Below are 16582 nucleotides of genomic sequence, written 5' to 3' on the forward strand. Positions count from 1 at the left end.
GGCGTTAAATAAAAAAGGCCGGCCCGCATTTACGGGTCAGCCTGAAATCAAAGGAGAAAGGATAGAAAAGAAATTCTAAAAGAAGCTACCGGTAGCCTTTCTGGCCATACTTACAACAGTTCCCGCACTGCGACCAAAAGTGGAAGTGGCAGAGCTGATACCAGAAGTGGAGATGATCCAGGTAGAGATACTTGGAACGGTGAACATGCAGATAGCTCCGATAAGGAATACAATAATGACGGTACCAAATGAGAGGATACCGTTTCCGGCGAACCAGGCCATTTTTTGAAGATTTGCACTCAGTCCATTTTCACCCACCAGCTCCTTGTATTTGCTGATCTCGGAAGTAAGCGCATATTCCTGCATCAGCCCGGTCATATACATAATAAGGTAAGCTATACCGCTATAAAGATTTACGGAAATAAAACGGGCTACCCAGGTGCTAAAGCTATCGCGGAAAGCCGGCAATATGCTGACTGCTACGGCGAAGGGGCCAAGGATAATCAGTATAGTCGAGTATATAATCTGTATCATAAAAATAATATAAACTGCCAGGCGTAAAATCCATAACCCCACCAGCTCCAAAAGTTGGGTAAAGAGTAATTGCATACCTATGGTCAACCTGTTTTTCAATTCCATCAATGGTGCGACCACTGTAGATATGCCCTCCTTAACAGTGCTGGTTACCGAATCCCATGCCTGATCGTACCAAGTGTCGCTTTCTTTCTCAGCGACATCAGTTTGAGCCTGATAAGTATAGAGGGAATTGGCTACGGCAAGCATAAGATTTGACCGGTTTAACCGGAGATTATCTACGGTGGCTTGCTCGCTGTCAAACATTTTTTCCGTTTGATTGGCAATCAGGTCTGTAGGGAATGCAATCATTTTAACGAACGCGCCCCACCATAATATGATCATGGCCAAACCAAATGGGCGTAGCAGGGGCATAATCTCCAATTGTTTGTCGCCGACCATCATTTCGTATGACTTAATGGCGAAGAAGATGATCATAAAAATGGCGGCAAGCGCCTTGGCGTCCGTAATAAACATATCGAAATGTGTCCAAACGGAATCCTTAAGGCCTTTCAAAAACACCATGACACCAGCCTCATAAACACCATCACCCTGCAGGAATTGCAATGTTTTAGTATTGTCGGTATCGGTGGTGGTTTGTGCAAATACTGCGGTAATACACAGGCAGAGCAGTATTGCTAAAGTAATTTTCCTTTTCATTGCAAGTGTTGTAAAACTTGGTTGGCGATCTGGATGTCCGTTTGTGGCGTCCAGTTGCTGACCGTCACCTGGCCAGCTTGTAGTTTTTGCTGCTGGGCGGTCATATTAATGGTTGCCTGAGCCGATGAAGTCCGGATTGCCCATACACCCGTAAGCCTTCGGTATTCCATCAAATAACGGTGGTAAGCCATAATGCGGGCACCACGATCCATGGTGGTTGTGTGTGCTGCATTGATTCGTTCTTTCAGCATATCCAGTTCGTTTTTATACCAGCTGTATAAGCCTTCAGAAACAAGTCTGGTACTGACCTGCGGAGAAAAGCCAGCTAATATGGAAGTCATTGAATAATTAAGCACTGGTTTTAGTTCATTTTTATAATATAATTGCCAAAGAGGATCCGCATCCGATACCAGGCCGGTCTGATTAGCGATTTCAGATAGCGCCGTGTTGCGTACGGTATCTGATTGAAGTTTATATTTATTATCTGTGGTGTTCATGACACCAACTAATGCAAGTCGTTGCGTCTGGGGACCGGAAACGCTGAGCGGACGTAAATCAGTTTTATGGTAACTGGGATGAAATAAACCCCATGTCAGCCAATAATAAGGGTTGAGGCTGAGAAACCCGGCTTTCGGCTCAAATTTATTCTGGTCCCACTGCAGGTAAACCATTCGTTCCTCCTGATAGCGAACAGCTTTGTCCTGCGCGACGGCCTGGCCGAAACATTGGTTTATTAATGAGATTATTATAAATGGTAATGGTATTAAAACGTTTTTCATGATTCTAATTGTTTTTGGACGGCATTTAAGCTATTATCCGATTACATCGAATTGATGGTCATCACTTTAAGTATTTAGCGTTTTGAATGATTTGATCAACAATCCGGGTATCCTGATTGATAAAATTGGCAAATGGATTAAGAGAAGCGATCATGCCCCGTTGCTTTGCCCAATACATGGCTTTCCAGGTACCATAGGCTAAGCCATCCAATATTTGTAATTGAGTAATTACCTTGCGTAATAACTTGTCACGGGAGTTATAGTCGGCCAATACATTATTACCTTCCTTCAGGATATAGCCGGAAACATCCGTCACCAGGGCAAGAGAACGCGTTCGCATTTCTGAGGTTATATTTCCGGCAAACACCAATAGATAAGGCTCGGTTTTCGCCATCTCCAGCGCCTGGTTGATGTAACCAGTCATATCAGCAATAATGACCGCCATGTTTTTAACCGCGAGGCCATCCTTTAAAGCCGAATTAACATTGGCAAGCCCATTATAAATCATGGTTTGTGCCAGAATTACGGAGCCTACATTCGTGTTAAGGTTGTTGATATTGTTATTGATCTTGCCGAGATATTGATCATGCGTTGTTTCTGCGCCGCTTCTGACAACGCTATTTTGAGAAACCGCTACGAGGTGTTGGTAATCTATGACATATTCCTGTGCACCTGCCCTTTGAAAGCCGATCAGCAAAAAGACGGCTATGGATAAACTTCTCATTTCAGGTATTTAGCGTTTTGGATGATGTCGCTGCCAATGGACCTATCGGCATCAATAAAATTTTGAAAGGGGTTTGCCGCCCTTAGAAGCGAGACCAGGCTGGAATACTGCATCATTCCCAGCATATTGCCAGAGAGGTTCTGAATATTGCTAAGTTCTGAGATCACATAGTCAAAAAGAATTTTCCTATCAGAAGCCTTCATTTGGTTCACATCACCCAGCGACAGGGTGAGGCCGGTAACATAGGCCACAAGGCTTTTCGCCTGTGAAGCAAATTGCAGGGCGGATTGGTAACCAATCGCTATTAATGCAGGATTTTTTTGTACCAACCGGACAATTTGAGTTTGGTTGCTGATGATGCGTTCGACCATAGGGGTTGCATAAATACCGATATCCGCAATATTGATGGCTGTGCCAAGCGTATTGTACCGCTGTTGCAACGTCCGGTACATAACTTTCATTTTATCCAGTAATGTGAGGTTAGCCTGTTCGTTTGCCGAGGCGGCTGCCTGTTGATTTTTTGCTTTTACCTGTAGCTTGTTTTCAGATTCCGATTCGTCAACCAATTGGTGAAGGGCGGGAATATCCAGGATTTTATGTTGCGCGAAAACTTGTTGGCTCAACATCATTAATGCGAGCGCCAGGATCATGATGATATTGTGTTTCATTGCTTCAGGTATTTAGCGTTTGTCAATACATCGTTGGCGATCCGTACATCCTGGTTCTGCCATTCGGCCCAGGGATTAAGTGAACGAAAAATACCATTGATCTTCGCCCAGTACATGGCTCTGTTCATGCCATAGGCAATACCGCGCAGAATACGCATTTCATCAGCTATATGATTTAACATCCTTCCACGCTCGCCGGAGTCCATCAGATTGTTTCCACCTTTAAGTACGAATGCGCTGACATCCGCTGCGAGAGTCGCTGCCCTCGTTTCAAAATCCCGAGCGCCTTGTTCTGCGAAAAGCAATAAGGCGGGGTCGGATTTGGCCAGCGTGACAGAGGCCTCCACATCGTTAACAATATCACTTCCGCATTCGGCAATCTCCTTAATAGTAGTTAGGTTATTGATCACTGAAGCAACCTGGCTCAGGCCCTGATAAACCTTTTTTTGCAGGTCGTTAACGATCACGAGCTGGCCGGTTACCGCAAGCTGGCCTTTTTGAATCAGGTCAAGTTTGTTATTGGTGGTATTCAACTGGCCATTGATTACGCCGGCGTTTACTGCGATAGCGGCAGATACCGCAGGGTCAAAGGTTAGTGTCTGCGCCTGCGAATGGCAATAAATAATGCAAAGCATGATGACTAAAATTGCTGATTTGAATTTATTGGTTTTCATGAAGGTTGATTTTGGTTAACCTGTGAAATGAAAGCAGGCAGGGATTTTCCGCTGCCTTTGAAATCATTGACAAAGGCATCAAGCCCGTCCTGGTAAGACCCGAAGCGATTGGTGTAGTTTTCTACCGCTGACTTTTCCGGTTTTTCTGTTGTATAAGTGAGGTATTGGTGCAAAGACACTTCTACGCCATAAACTTCGCCCACAGCGCCGCGACGGATATATACTTCTTTGAACCGGCTCCGATTTTCTGTATTATCCAGCTGATTAATGGTAAAAATCTTCCGGCGTTCTGTTTCGTTGATAGACAGTAGTGAGGCGATTTCATTATAATTGTCCTTGAATTTATTTTGATCGAGCAGCACAACGGTATCTGAATTGTTAATGATGCTATCCTTTACAATCGGATTGCCCAGCATATCATCTAATTCCTGGGTAACTTCGATAATCTCGCCCCAGAATTTCCTAACAGTTTTATTCAAATACAAAAGGAATGTTGCCATAATCGGTGAGGTCAGCGCCCGCCATGCTTCTTCGAGGATAAGCGCTTTTCGCTGATGCTTCCGATTGCGCATCTTTTGAATGAACAAATCCATAATAATCAGTGTGACAATGGGAAACAGAATAGCATTATTCTGTAAATTGTCGATCTCATATACAATAAAACGCTCCGCAAACAATGAAGCATCGGTAGCCTCATTCAGAATACTTTGATATTCTCCGCCACGATAAAACTTCTTTAGCACATAACGGAATTCATCTACATCGAATGGGATATGTTCTTCCTGTTTGATCTTTGGGATTTTCTCCAGCGCAAACTCATAAAAGGAATTAAAATTCAATTCCGGTTCTTGCTGCTGGAATTTGACCACAAAAAAAGCATTGATCGTATTTGACAACACATCCCGCTCCACAGTGGAAATGTCACCGTCCGATCCTTTCCATAATAAGGCGATGAGGGTTATTAGAAAATCCTTTTTCTCAATGTTATATTCTGCCACAGTCATGGCAAAAGGATTCATCGTAATGGGCTTTGCCTCGCTATAGGTAATATATTTCCCCTTATAGTAGGCGCACAGCCCCGAATAAGAATGGCCCACGTCAACAATGACCACATCCATGTTATACAACATGTATTGCTCCACGAGCGCATTCATGAAAAAGCTCTTGCCCGAACCACTCGGCCCTAAAACAAATTTGTTCCTGTTATTAATGCGTCCTGTTCGCATCGGCAGGTCGGCAGGATCAATACCTACGGGTATACCCTGCCGGTCAGTAAACCGGATCAGAAAATCAGAAGGTTCATCTTTAGGTAAAGACTCCTTAAAAAAGAAACAGGCAGCCGCATCACAAGTAGTCAAAAACCAGTCGTAATCTTTGATCTCAACAGCATTTCCCGGTAGTGCACTCCGAAAAAGCTCTAACTGGTTATAACCGGTCTTGCTGGGTTGAACCCCCAGATTGAAAAGTCCACCTTCCACAAAATTGGAAGCCTTCTCCAGCTTACTGAGTTCGGCAACGACCATCACATTGAAATGACAGTTAACTACCATCTGATTTTCACGTGCTACGTCCTTCAATAACAGGTCAATATCCTCTACGCAGAGATCGTTAGCCGGATCAGGAATACCTGAATGTTTTTTCTTTTTCGCTTCCAGTTTGCGCAGCATGGCGCTTTGTCCGACCACATCAATCACCTGGTGATAAATGATGACTTTACAGCCAGGCACTTTAAACAGCAAGGATAAAAAATCGACCGGGAACCCCCTTAACGAATCCTTGTCATTCAATTCGATATGGGTTGCGACCTCCGGTGGAAGATCTACGATGTCGATATTGACCAGGCTAATACTTCTTACTGCCTGTTCCCCCATTTGTACTTCATTGTCATTCGGACTGAGGTTATTTAAGGAAATCGGGCCACCTGAAAAATTCATGCTGAGCATTTGTAAAAGCAGCAGGTTGATTTCCTTTTCCTTGAGAACAATTGCTGTAGGCAGGATATCATGAATCTTGCCGATGGTTTGATAAAAATCCCGGAGTACTCTGGGGTCAAAAACATAGAATGAGCTTTTTTTGACCCTACGGGTAATGGTCAGGTAAGTGGCAATCTGCAGAAATTCGCGACCCTCGAAGTGCTCATTGTATTTTTGCTGCAAATACTCGTTAGCCTCGGCCGTTTTAAATAGGTTACGGCTAATGATATCGTGCTTTTGTAACAGGAATCCATCGCCAAGAACTTTGACAATGTTTATCAAAGTATTGTGAAACTCATCGTAAGTGGCAGGATTGGCCGCGTAGCGGATCACCGGGTTGATGATCTTCAGGATAACCGAAAAATCTCCGGCCGCACCGATCAGTAAATCAAATTCACCCTTCGTATCAACCCCAATAAAGGGCATTTCAAATAATGTTTTTGCGGCCATAGTGATTGAATTGAGTGATAATGAAAATCTTATGGGCGCGGCTTTTGGAGTGTAAACCCTTTTTTTGTTTGAACGCGGTAAAGAGCAGACCGCCAACGATAAAGCCGATTAAGATCAGGGCACCCAGCCACATATTAACCAGTGACATGGTTAGCGCACCGAATACAAGCCCGATAAGCAGGGAGGCAATACCCCAGTAAATGAATTTGCCTTTGAACCCTTTGAATATAAGGGGCCGTTGCAGCCCCTTATAAACCGGATACTTCCTGGCCATATTAGAGGCCGAAGAAAGCTTTGATCACCAACGCGGATACGACAAGAAAGACACAGGATCCGCCCCACCCCATTAATTCCTTATTGATATCTTGATCACCGCTGTTCCACTTGGAGTAGACGCGGATTGCACCAACGATACCAACGATGCCGCCAATCACCAATGTGATATTGGTTACGGGGGCTACATAGGTCTTTAAGGTGGAGGTTGCTGTGTTCAAACCATTAACGCCGCTTTGCGCAAACACAGGAACAGACAGGGCCAGCAATATCGCCGAAGCCCAAAACTTTTTTGTTTTTGAGAACATTAATTTGGAGAAAAAATAAAGGCGGAGATCTTTTATAGCCTGCAGAGCGCGGGCTGGGGATGCTAAAAGTGCGTTCAGATCACGAACAACGCTCCGATAATTTTTAGCCGGGGAAATGACAGATCAAGCCTGCCGGGAAAATCCTTATGGAAATAAGTTTGAAGAAGTTAAAGACAGGAATCTTTTACAGCTTCCAGGCGGGAAGCAACAAGAAAAACAGGCATTCAGATTCCGAACAATGCCCGCAGAAAAGGACCCGATAGGATCATAAAAAAAGATGCAAAAAACCACGCCGCAACGGCAGAATCTATCCGATCCTTACCCATCTGCCAGTTATGATAAATCCTAAGGCCGCCTAAAAGGCCAAATAAACAGGCTAGAACCATACAACAATCGAAGGCGGAAAAAAAGGAGGAAGACAAGTCTTGCTGCGCCTGCTGCATTTCGTTAATGCCGGGTTGTGTAAACGCCACTGCACTAAACAGGCAGCAGCATACGGACAGGAGAAATTTCATTCATTAGTAGCTTACAGATTTGATGTACTCGACCGATTCCTCACGGGCGAGATGGAATAGCTGTTTAAGGCTTACACCACCTGAAAAAGTTACGGACGATTCCTTACCTGAAGCAATGATCTCGTCTGCAAATGATTTAACAGGTTGGATATCCTCAACAAAAGTGAGTTCATGTTTTTCACTTCCTGTATCCCCGCGATTGGTTCTTAGGATATCCCAAATGATGAGCGCCACATAATATAGGGTATAAATACCAAGCAGCCAGAGTGCAAATTTTATCCACGTCATAATTCTGAGTTTTGTATGAATTGTTTGATAATTGTTTTTAATTCCGGGTAGGTTTCAATAAGGTGCCTGACTGAAAAGGCTACAAACCTGGTTGCATCGATGCCGGTAGCAATTTTAAATTGATTTAAAAAATCTACTGTTGGTTTGTTAAATCTGAAGTGGACCATGCTTTTATGGTTACTATTGTCATACTCATTCAGGGCTTTAAGTATGGATGAGTTAATAACTTTGTTAACCTTTTTCTTTGGCACAGAATTGTTTTCAACACCCTTTTTGACTTTAACTGTTGATGATTTTTCCCCAGGTTTGACCATTTGCTCCCGAAGCTGGTCAGCTAATGATTTCATTTTTTCCATAATCGATCAGCAAATATTTCTTCAAAAACCGGGGTGATGATTCCGTAGAGGGACAAGGGAGTTTGAAAGGTGGTAATACGTTGAAAGTCAATCCGGTCAGGAATCATGGCCGTTATTTTCCCGAACCTGGAAAGTTGTTCATTGACTTCGGTCATGATCTCAAACTTTACATTTGCTTTGATGCGGTTGGGAATAAAAACCACCTCCGCATTTGGGTTTATTTTTTTAAGAACGATAGTAAATAAGACAGTGGATTCAAAGGTGAACTCATCATAGGCAAAGGGGCAGATCACGAGGTCGGCCGATTTAAATACCGGTATCAGACCATCATCATCCAATTTGCCCGGCAAATCGATAAGTACGGCATCTTTCTTATTTTTGGTTAGCACCGGGATCAGTGGTGGAAAGCTATCTAGGTTAGCTGGTAATACGTCATAAGGTTCTGCGTTTTCCAGCACTTTGGCCTTCTCAAATTTCTGCGAAATGGATTGTTGATAATCCATATCGATAATGGTCACCGGCCAATCTTTAGCCAGACTCAGGTAGTTCCCTGATAGGACGGTGAGTGTACTTTTTCCAACGCCACCCTTTTGGTTGCCAAATAAACAGATCATAAATTTTCATGTGTTATCCCTTAGCGGGTATTAGTTCTTGCTTTCTTTTGTCTCCGGCGCTTCATGCCGAGCACCTGTTGATCATCCACATCGTCAGAGATCATGACAGGCCTGATATTAATTGGTTCAGGTGTAGATTCGGCATAATAAGTAATTGCCTCGTTGAGCAAATACTCATTAATATTTACACTGACCGAATCGTTTAAAAATTCATATTTAAAGCTGTTATTTAATAAGTATTTCAGGCTTAGTATTTCACTTCCCTTAAAAACCTGTTTGGTGGCATGATCGATGACTGTATAACCGTAAGGCTCTTTTCCTTCGGCGGAATGAAATATTAGATCTATACCGTATTTGGTGTGCATCAATTGAACAAAATCAACATTTCCTTTATGAGTAAAAAACAACTCTTTAAGTTCAGCTATCCTAACTTTGTCTGGCATGTGAGAACCTAATCTTTTCATTAGTTTCTTTTCATCGAGATAATCCCGTCCAAGAAAGCCCTGGTTCTCCAGGATCAAATAAAATTGAGCCTGGGTGCTGAAACGGTATTGCATGGCAAAGTCGTAACCCAATACCTTATTGATGCATCTTACCGCACGAACCTGCTCATAATCGCGGTCAACCTGTTTGCCATCTTTACATACACGTGAACTAACGATATGGACGTGGTTATTTTCGGTGTCTTTGTGAAAAACGATAAGATACGGCTGATCGCCATATTGCATTTCCTTCAGCCACATTACAGCGGCCTTTGTCAATTCATGTTTGTTATAATTCCTGCTGTTGGCAGAAATAACCGCGTGAAACTGTGTGTTTTTGATCGCCCGGTTCTGTGCCGAAACCATTAAGAGGTAGTTAACTAGGTCCTGCGGGCGTGGATTATTAAGCGCATGAATTGCTCCGAAGTTGGCAATTAACATCAATTCGCCTGTATTACAGTCCACCTTTTCCGTGTTATATTTTACACCTGCAAATGTTCTGGAAGGTTTTTCAAGAATGTGGGCAATCATGGCTTATAGAAATAAGAAAGCCTAACGGTATAGCCCTATAGCAATATATCCATAGAACATTCGAGCGGCCTATCGAAAAATCATTAGCACTTTATATCGATAGAACAACCTACCGCTAAATCACTGGATCAAACGATCAATGTATCTTGCTATCTAACGATCATGTGATCCTTAAATCTTTATACCAATAGATCTGTGGATCATCATATCCAGGTATCAACCTATCCGTAGATCACTGTATCAATTTCAACAATAAGGGGGCGGCTAAATTCCCATCGCTCTTATAATTTTGCGAAGCGATATTTCCAGCAATTGCTGCACCTTGATATAATCCTCAAACAGCGCATTAAATTTTGAAATGGTTACCGGATTTAGCGCTCCCTGCAGCTTAAGGGTATTGGCGTGTTTTGCCAATTGGTTGATATTGTTCCCAATCCGGCCCAGCTCAGCACCAACTTTATCCAGGTGTTGGATCAGTTCCCTGGAATTAATGACGATTTCCTTGACGCCTGATAAAACCCGAATCCTTATCAGGTCTGTTTTGGTGATGCCCAGTTGTTTTTCTAATTCAGCAACATCGTTGTATTCATCTTCTGTAAACCTCGCAATAATTCTTTTGCTCCGCTTACCCTCCCTTAATTGAGGCCTTCCGGTTAATTTCTTTGGGTTACCCATGAAAAAATGAGTTGCGAGTTTTTTTATCTCCCCCCTGGAAGGGCAAGAGACTTTTTGTATGACAAAAAGACATCTTGCCGTTGCAAAAGCAACGGAAATCCTGATTATCAAATTGCAATTTTAGAATATTAAATAACAAGTTGGGTGAACACTTTCCTAAAGCCTTAATGTTAGCGAAAATAATACAGGTTCTACCTCTCAAAGGGAACACGAACGTTAGAAAAGAAATCGGTTTTGTTCTCCTTCACGCTGGCCGCCATTTTAAGCTGCGCCTTGATTTTATCATTATAATCGTTAAACCCCTCATATATCGATGACCTGTCTGTAGCATAAGGTAAAGCCTTTATAAAATCTTTGCTGGCCGATTTACCCGCCTGATCGCGGTCAAAGTAAATATCCAGAGAAGAAAAGGCCTTTGCTTTGGTTATACCTTGATGTAATAATGTCAACGTATTTAAGACGATAATGCTGTGATCTGCTTCCGGGTTCTCAAATCGCCAACTCAAAAAATTAATAAAACCCTCAAAGATTGCGGCTTTTTTAGTATTTCCAGGAATAACAGTAATGCCTTTGTGCCCCATACAACCTTTAAAGTAGCGATTGCGGACTTCCCATGAATTGTGTTCATTGAGCCAGCCTGCTGCAAAGTAGTGCTTACGAATTTCATTTTCATCTTCTATATAGTAATATACTTCACTCAGATAAAATTTTGCTACCGCAAAAACCCCGCGGCTTTTCAGATAATCTTTAATGGCAGGATGTCCACCTAATGGTTTCACCCGTTCCACGACATAGTGAACCTTAACAGGTTTACGCGGCCTTAAAATCCTTGGTTCAACCGGTTCGATCGAACAGACCTGTTGAATTTTTTTGACGACTTCGTTAAATCCTAAATTCTTCCAATAGGCTAAACCGAAGTCGATAATATTCCCGCCTTTCCCGGCTCCGTGGTCAAACCACACACCAAGATCATCATTTACGCTAAAGGAAGGGTTGGCATCGTCATCCCGCAACATACTAATGTACATTTTTTCACGCCCCCGTTTGGGAATTGGTTGATACCCCAGACGGCTTAAAAGGTCAACAAGAGAGCCCTGTTCTTTGAGCTCCTTAGCAGTTAATAAATTAGACATAGTTTATAGGTTTGGATTAAATAAAAGCCGGGTGGGAGAATGTTGTGCTAACTCTATAAATGCCGGCAACAAATAGAAAGACATTGGAAAAAAAAGATATTATTTATGAAGTGTATGTTTTGTACCGGCAGCGGGTAACGAACCCGTAGAATTCACTTCTGCCAGTATTTAATTCGGGACTACTCACGTCAGTTTCTACAAACCGGGCTATTCGCCTGCCTATGCGTTTTCGGAATTTTGATATGATCTCACCTTCGCAATATTTTCTACTTTCCGGTAGAATAATGTTTTGTCCCCTGATGTCAAATAACGATTTGATCAGCTAACTGATCGTGCATCGCTGCCAAGTGCAGGTCAGCCAAATGGCCGCTTGATGCATTAAAAGCATCAAATTGAAACCGGCAATCATTTTCAGAAAGTTGGAAGCAGTTTTGAATTTTGTTCATTGCTTTCCGGCGATCATCAAATCATGGAAGCAAATCACGTTTTTTGAGACACACGGAAACAGGGAAAGGGGGTGAAAGAAAACTTTCACCCCCCAGGGATTTCATGAATAAAAAAAGGCACTAACGCTTATAAGAATACAATTGAAACAGAAAAACCAGGATATAAAAACCAAATAATATATTGACTATCAATTCATTAAAATTTAACAACAATATCTTTTGAGTAAATTTTGAACTTCGGCCGATCCGAAAGGTGTTGGCTAATGGCTGAGAAAACAGTTTGTAATTATTTTGAAAATAAACTCAATAGGCTATTTCCTGCTCGTCAATCCAAGCATTCGCGTCAAAGACATGTTACGAATGGATTAAGAATACGTAGATAGCCTAAATGATATTTAACTTAAACGACTTCTACAAAAAGCGTTATTGATGATTCTAAAATCTTCTTTTCAAAATCAGGATCGGTGACTTGTTGATTCATGCTTTGTTTTCAGGGGGGTATTAGGGTAGTGCGTTATTATGAACAATTTTCCATCCCTTAATGCAAATTCATGCACGATCAAGGCGTAATCTCAAATGCCAACGCCCTAAAATCATCCTAAAACCCTAATTTATCCGATAATAAGCACTACCCTTTTCTACCTGTTTTAGAGCTCTTAGTTGTGTTTACTTTGTTCCAGAATTTATAGCATAAGTCAATTTCCATTCACTAATCTCTTACTCGCTTTCGGGGTAATACAAAAAAGAAGGGCATTTGTGACAAAGAGTATTTTAATCAAATTGCGGGTTACGTACCTGCAGGTGGCTGAAGCCACCATCTAATAATGATCCCACTCACAAACTTAGCTTATGGAAAGTAGAGCATTAAAAATACAGCGATTTCATTTATCAGACGTTTCAAGGGAAAGAATGGTTACCGGTATCAAGTTGATTTGTATGTTTTTATTCCTGTATACCGCATATGCGAAAATAGTCGATCACGAGCGTTTTTTAAACGGTTTGAAAAACGTGCATATCATTACTGGATTAGCCGTGTATATATCCTGGTTTGTTCCGTTGAGTGAAATCCTGACATTTTTTTTGTTATTAGTTCCACAAACTTTAAAATGGGGCTTTTATGCCTTCATTACGCTTATGACCATTTTTACAGGTTATATAATAAGTGCGCTGCTTTTGGAAAAAAAGCTCCCATGTCATTGTGGCGGGGTCATCGAAAAGTTGAGCTGGACCCAGCACTTATGGTTTAATCTCGCATTTATACTTCTTGCCATAATTGCTGTTTGGCTTTTTAAATCAAAACAAAATTTTAATAATTACAAAAGATGAAAAACATCAAACAAATCGCTTTAGGCCTGGTAGTAGGCGCTTTAGCAATCGGATTTAGTTCGTTCACTGCAGTGCGTAAATTACCTCCTCAAACTTTCGAGTTTGTACATTTAGCGCACACGACTTCTAACCTCCGGACTGACTATGTTTACAGGTCAGCCCCTGTCGGATGCGATAACTCGGTTAATAATTGCACTTCTTTATGGACCGAAAACATTACCGGAACTCCGGCAGAGGGTGACAACCCAATTCCAAGTGCATCCCAGGGTGCTATTACTTTGGGTGATTATAAAGGACAGTAACCATCATGAAATAGCACTGAGGTTATTTAACCTGAGTGCTATTTATTGTCTTATCTTCCTTAAAAACCAATACATCTGTCATCCGATCAGCCGCTATAAATTTCAGTTTATATTTTTCCAATTCTTTATTTACGGCATTGACATCAAGCATACTGCAGTTTAAAATTAAATCCACATTTCCGTTCATTTTTGTTTCGTCAAAAACCGCCCTTTCCGAATTTTGCCAGAAATAACCCTCCAATAAAGCTATAAAATGGCTTAAAGGCATATTGTGCTGAGTATATGAATACGCATTGTGTTTTTCGAAGGGCGTACCTCCGGTTGTCTTTAAGCTGCCGTTTTGGACCGTTTCGATAAGCACATCGCTTGACAACATACGTTTTTCCAAACCAACGGATAATTTAAAAGGTTTGCCGAAGTACCTGTCCAGATCTTCCGCTAATAAAGCGTATTTATCTTTCCATTTCCTGGCCGATTTCCAGATTAATTCATATGTATATCCGTTTGTTACTAACCATGCATCAAAAGGAGATCCATGTAATGGTGAAGTTATCTTGTTGTATAAAACGGAATCTTTAATTTCAACCGCATACCTACTTTTACCCCAGAATAATAATGGTGATTTATTATACTTCAATCCCCAATAAAGTCTGTAAAAATTTAATATGGGTGCATTTGTAGCTACAAAATGGCTGGAATCAAAGTACATTTTAGACACAACATTGGGAACATATCCATCGAGGATTGATTGATATAAAATTTGATTATCAAGTATCGGCTCTACATGAGTTGAACTGTCATCTTCTTCTGTTTTAAAAGGAATGCCGGTAACAAAAATTGTTTTGTTGAAATCAACTTCTCGCTTGAGTTCTCCAATGGTATTTTTTATTCCCGGAGTTACTCCGTCAATTGCTAATCGAATATTCTTTTCATTGATTTCTTTACTTTCAGTAGTGGCTATTACAGTACCGTTTTTGTCGATCCAGACATAATATGGAATAGAACCGTGCACAAAAAGACTATTTAGAATCTTGTCATTGATCACAGAGGATATGCTAATGTGTTTTACTGATTTGAGCCTTGTTAAAAATGCCGCGGCCATTGTTTTATCTTCGTAGGTCACCGGCAATATTTCAACCTCACCCGCGAATTTCTTCTGTAGAGAATCGGTCTTAGGCAACATGGCTACGCAAGGGCTACACCAGGTTGCCCAGAAGTCAAGAATTAATAATTTGCCTTTAAAATCCGAAAGTTTGGTAGAGGTCGTTTTATAATTTAAAACATCTTTGATAATGATATCGGGGACTTTGTCACCTATGGCCAGCGGTTTTGTTTGCGCATTGCTGTTCGATGCAAAATTTGTTAATAATAAAAATAGTACTGCTAATAGATTATTTCTCATCTTGTTTATATATAATGGTTTAATTAAAATTTATCTGGGATTTTGTTGTAATCCACTTAAGGCTATTTCATCGGGTGGTATAGGAAAGACGTACAGATTGCTATTGGGTGGCAACGAATATGTTTGTCCGTTAAAAACCCGGGTAAGAGTAATCGCGGTAGCCGCATCTTTATTCAATCGCTTTAAATCCTCCCATCTAAGTCCTCTAAAGACTAGCTCTTTTCTTCGCTCCGTCAATATCTGGGATAATGCATCGGTACTATTTCCGGCAGTATAGGGAACAAAAGTTCCGGTGACCCACCTGCTTTTTAAGAGGGTATTGAGATCCTGCATGGCCATAGTGAAGTTATTTGCCCTGGCAAAGCATTCCGCTCTTGTTAAGTACATTTCGTTGGTTGTGATCCCTCCAAAAAGTGAAGACGGATCGCCACTATAGGATCCTTTAGAGGTAACTATGCCAGATACTGTCTTATAATAAACAGCCTTCCTCAAGTCGTTGGAACTGTATGATTTATATAGAATGGAGTCTACAATCAGCCTTGGACTGCTGTTATTGAAAGCGGAATAGCTCCCCAGTTGATGGTGATAAATGACCTCTGCGCTAAATCTGGGAATCGGGCTGCTATTATTTGTTGCCAACTGGTTAAAATCCAACAATTTATTAGTGAGCTGTAGCGATGAATCGGCATATAATAACGCCCTGCTATAATTACTTTGGGATAAATACACCCGGCTTAACAGGCCGTATACCGCCGCTTTGCAGGGCCTTGTGGGATACAAAGAAGAAACAGGCAGCAATGGTTTGGCCAAACTTAGGTCACTTAAAATTTGATCGTAAGTCGCCTGTATGGTCGCTCTAACAGATTTGACAGTGATATCCGCATTTGTCCTCAAAGGGATTCCCGGGTCCGTCTTGGCTGTAGCCGGATCATACGCTTTTGCAAACTCTTCAACTAGGCCTAAAAAGTCATAGGCCCGATAAAATAAGGCGGTACCTTTTACATTATTCCAACTGGTCTTACTTGAAGCATTGTAAGGTATTTTGGCAATACCATCTAAAACGATGTCTTCATTTAATATCCGTTGATACCCATCAGTCCAGTCATAACTTTTTTGACCGGCAAATAAATCAGGGCTCCATATATAGGCATTTCTTTCCTGTGGCGTACTCAATGCTTGCCAGGCGGTATATGACAGATAAAAGTCGCCGGCCCCCACTTCGTTTAAACTTGGCTGATTAAAATTAAAGAGTGTATTTGCCGTATTGTTATCTAAAAGGGCCTGGTAGTCCGTAATCGTGCTTGGTACAACCAAGGCCAAATTTGGTTTTGCATCCAGAAAGTCCTTTTTACAGGAGAATTGAATTAAGACGACAGCCAAAAAAGCAGCTTCTATGCTCTTTTTCAAATATTTGTTCGTTGATTTCATCG

The 16582-nt window shown here is 41.5% G+C and carries 19 protein-coding genes; 2 read left to right on the forward strand and 17 right to left on the reverse strand.

Going from position 1 to position 16582, the window contains the following annotated elements; genetic code table 11:
• Positions 1–75: 75 nt before the first annotated feature.
• The 15 genes from BW976_RS01245 to BW976_RS01315 all read right to left on the reverse strand — a co-directional run bounded on the left by BW976_RS01245 (position 76) and on the right by BW976_RS01315 (position 11676).
• Entirely contained in the window at positions 76–1233 is a 1158-nt protein-coding gene (locus tag BW976_RS01245) for a TraJ family protein (RefSeq protein ID WP_076369591.1), read from the reverse strand.
• On the reverse strand, positions 1230–2012 hold the full coding sequence (locus tag BW976_RS01250; RefSeq protein WP_076369593.1) for a hypothetical protein: 783 nt from the start codon (positions 2010–2012) through the stop codon (positions 1230–1232). Before BW976_RS01250 ends, BW976_RS01245 begins: the two co-directional genes overlap by 4 nt.
• 61 nt (positions 2013–2073) lie before the next feature.
• The gene (locus tag BW976_RS01255; protein ID WP_076369595.1) at positions 2074–2736 is read right to left on the reverse strand and encodes a hypothetical protein; all 663 of its coding nucleotides are present in this window, start codon (positions 2734–2736) and stop codon (positions 2074–2076) included.
• Positions 2733–3404: a hypothetical protein gene (locus BW976_RS01260; RefSeq protein WP_076369597.1), complete on the reverse strand. Its 672-nt coding sequence runs from the start codon at positions 3402–3404 to the stop codon at positions 2733–2735. Before BW976_RS01260 ends, BW976_RS01255 begins: the two co-directional genes overlap by 4 nt.
• Positions 3401–4078, reverse strand: coding sequence for a hypothetical protein (locus BW976_RS01265; RefSeq protein ID WP_076369599.1), 678 nt, complete (start codon positions 4076–4078; stop codon positions 3401–3403). Before BW976_RS01265 ends, BW976_RS01260 begins: the two co-directional genes overlap by 4 nt.
• Positions 4075–6501 carry a TraG family conjugative transposon ATPase gene (locus tag BW976_RS01270; protein WP_076369601.1) on the reverse strand — a complete coding sequence of 809 codons (2427 nt, stop codon included), beginning with the start codon at positions 6499–6501 and terminating at the stop codon, positions 4075–4077. The genes BW976_RS01265 and BW976_RS01270 overlap by 4 nt, the downstream gene beginning before the upstream one ends.
• Complete coding sequence (locus BW976_RS01275; protein ID WP_076369603.1) at positions 6479–6775, reverse strand: plasmid transfer protein; 297 nt, start codon at positions 6773–6775, stop codon at positions 6479–6481. The genes BW976_RS01270 and BW976_RS01275 overlap by 23 nt, the downstream gene beginning before the upstream one ends.
• A 1-nt stretch (position 6776) precedes the next feature.
• A complete protein-coding gene (locus tag BW976_RS01280) occupies positions 6777–7082 on the reverse strand; it encodes a DUF4134 domain-containing protein (protein WP_076369605.1) in 306 nt (101 codons plus the stop codon).
• 224 nt (positions 7083–7306) lie between these two features.
• Complete coding sequence (locus BW976_RS01285; RefSeq protein ID WP_076369607.1) at positions 7307–7597, reverse strand: DUF4134 family protein; 291 nt, start codon at positions 7595–7597, stop codon at positions 7307–7309.
• A 3-nt stretch (positions 7598–7600) separates the two neighbouring features.
• Positions 7601–7885: a hypothetical protein gene (locus BW976_RS01290; protein WP_076369609.1), complete on the reverse strand. Its 285-nt coding sequence runs from the start codon at positions 7883–7885 to the stop codon at positions 7601–7603.
• A complete protein-coding gene (locus BW976_RS01295; protein WP_139332154.1) occupies positions 7882–8232 on the reverse strand; it encodes a hypothetical protein in 351 nt (116 codons plus the stop codon). Before BW976_RS01295 ends, BW976_RS01290 begins: the two co-directional genes overlap by 4 nt.
• Positions 8229–8855: a ParA family protein gene (locus BW976_RS01300; RefSeq protein ID WP_076369613.1), complete on the reverse strand. Its 627-nt coding sequence runs from the start codon at positions 8853–8855 to the stop codon at positions 8229–8231. Before BW976_RS01300 ends, BW976_RS01295 begins: the two co-directional genes overlap by 4 nt.
• 20 nt (positions 8856–8875) lie before the next feature.
• Positions 8876–9868, reverse strand: coding sequence for a relaxase/mobilization nuclease domain-containing protein (locus BW976_RS01305; RefSeq protein WP_076369615.1), 993 nt, complete (start codon positions 9866–9868; stop codon positions 8876–8878).
• Positions 9869–10132: 264 nt separating this feature from the next.
• Positions 10133–10654 (reverse strand): plasmid mobilization protein, encoded by a 522-nt coding sequence (locus BW976_RS01310; RefSeq protein ID WP_245834593.1) that lies wholly within the window; start codon positions 10652–10654, stop codon positions 10133–10135.
• A gap of 80 nt (positions 10655–10734) precedes the next feature.
• Entirely contained in the window at positions 10735–11676 is a 942-nt protein-coding gene (locus BW976_RS01315) for a hypothetical protein (RefSeq protein WP_076369619.1), read from the reverse strand.
• Positions 11677–13031: 1355 nt separating this feature from the next.
• Here BW976_RS01315 and BW976_RS29975 point away from each other — a divergent pair.
• Together BW976_RS29975 and BW976_RS01325 are read left to right on the forward strand one after the other, a co-directional pair.
• Positions 13032–13448 (forward strand): MauE/DoxX family redox-associated membrane protein, encoded by a 417-nt coding sequence (locus BW976_RS29975; protein ID WP_084192003.1) that lies wholly within the window; start codon positions 13032–13034, stop codon positions 13446–13448.
• A complete protein-coding gene (locus BW976_RS01325; protein WP_076369623.1) occupies positions 13445–13750 on the forward strand; it encodes a hypothetical protein in 306 nt (101 codons plus the stop codon). Before BW976_RS29975 ends, BW976_RS01325 begins: the two co-directional genes overlap by 4 nt.
• Positions 13751–13772: 22 nt before the next feature.
• On the opposite strand, the gene BW976_RS01330 is transcribed toward BW976_RS01325, so the two are convergent.
• Entirely contained in the window at positions 13773–15152 is a 1380-nt protein-coding gene (locus BW976_RS01330; protein ID WP_076369625.1) for a TlpA family protein disulfide reductase, read from the reverse strand.
• A gap of 30 nt (positions 15153–15182) precedes the next feature.
• Complete coding sequence (locus BW976_RS01335; protein WP_084192004.1) at positions 15183–16580, reverse strand: RagB/SusD family nutrient uptake outer membrane protein; 1398 nt, start codon at positions 16578–16580, stop codon at positions 15183–15185.
• Positions 16581–16582 lie beyond the last annotated feature (2 nt).

This window comes from Mucilaginibacter lappiensis (assembly GCF_900155965.1).
Classification (GTDB): Bacteria; Bacteroidota; Bacteroidia; order Sphingobacteriales; family Sphingobacteriaceae; genus Mucilaginibacter; species Mucilaginibacter lappiensis.

Bases quoted from the DNA above. Each gene is read 5' to 3' on its own strand.
- BW976_RS01245 (WP_076369591.1), bottom strand. From the start codon at position 1,233: ATGAAAAGGAAAATTACTTTAGCAATACTGCTCTGCCTGTGTATTACC.
- BW976_RS01250 (WP_076369593.1), bottom strand. From the start codon at position 2,012: ATGAAAAACGTTTTAATACCATTACCATTTATAATAATCTCATTAATA.
- BW976_RS01255 (WP_076369595.1), bottom strand. From the start codon at position 2,736: ATGAGAAGTTTATCCATAGCCGTCTTTTTGCTGATCGGCTTTCAAAGG.
- BW976_RS01260 (WP_076369597.1), bottom strand. From the start codon at position 3,404: ATGAAACACAATATCATCATGATCCTGGCGCTCGCATTAATGATGTTG.
- BW976_RS01265 (WP_076369599.1), bottom strand. From the start codon at position 4,078: ATGAAAACCAATAAATTCAAATCAGCAATTTTAGTCATCATGCTTTGC.
- BW976_RS01270 (WP_076369601.1), bottom strand. From the start codon at position 6,501: ATGGCCGCAAAAACATTATTTGAAATGCCCTTTATTGGGGTTGATACG.
- BW976_RS01275 (WP_076369603.1), bottom strand. From the start codon at position 6,775: ATGGCCAGGAAGTATCCGGTTTATAAGGGGCTGCAACGGCCCCTTATA.
- BW976_RS01280 (WP_076369605.1), bottom strand. From the start codon at position 7,082: ATGTTCTCAAAAACAAAAAAGTTTTGGGCTTCGGCGATATTGCTGGCC.
- BW976_RS01285 (WP_076369607.1), bottom strand. From the start codon at position 7,597: ATGAAATTTCTCCTGTCCGTATGCTGCTGCCTGTTTAGTGCAGTGGCG.
- BW976_RS01290 (WP_076369609.1), bottom strand. From the start codon at position 7,885: ATGACGTGGATAAAATTTGCACTCTGGCTGCTTGGTATTTATACCCTA.
- BW976_RS01295 (WP_139332154.1), bottom strand. From the start codon at position 8,232: ATGAAATCATTAGCTGACCAGCTTCGGGAGCAAATGGTCAAACCTGGG.
- BW976_RS01300 (WP_076369613.1), bottom strand. From the start codon at position 8,855: ATGATCTGTTTATTTGGCAACCAAAAGGGTGGCGTTGGAAAAAGTACA.
- BW976_RS01305 (WP_076369615.1), bottom strand. From the start codon at position 9,868: ATGATTGCCCACATTCTTGAAAAACCTTCCAGAACATTTGCAGGTGTA.
- BW976_RS01315 (WP_076369619.1), bottom strand. From the start codon at position 11,676: ATGTCTAATTTATTAACTGCTAAGGAGCTCAAAGAACAGGGCTCTCTT.
- BW976_RS29975 (WP_084192003.1), top strand. From the start codon at position 13,032: ATGGTTACCGGTATCAAGTTGATTTGTATGTTTTTATTCCTGTATACC.
- BW976_RS01325 (WP_076369623.1), top strand. From the start codon at position 13,445: ATGAAAAACATCAAACAAATCGCTTTAGGCCTGGTAGTAGGCGCTTTA.
- BW976_RS01330 (WP_076369625.1), bottom strand. From the start codon at position 15,152: ATGAGAAATAATCTATTAGCAGTACTATTTTTATTATTAACAAATTTT.
- BW976_RS01335 (WP_084192004.1), bottom strand. From the start codon at position 16,580: ATGAAATCAACGAACAAATATTTGAAAAAGAGCATAGAAGCTGCTTTT.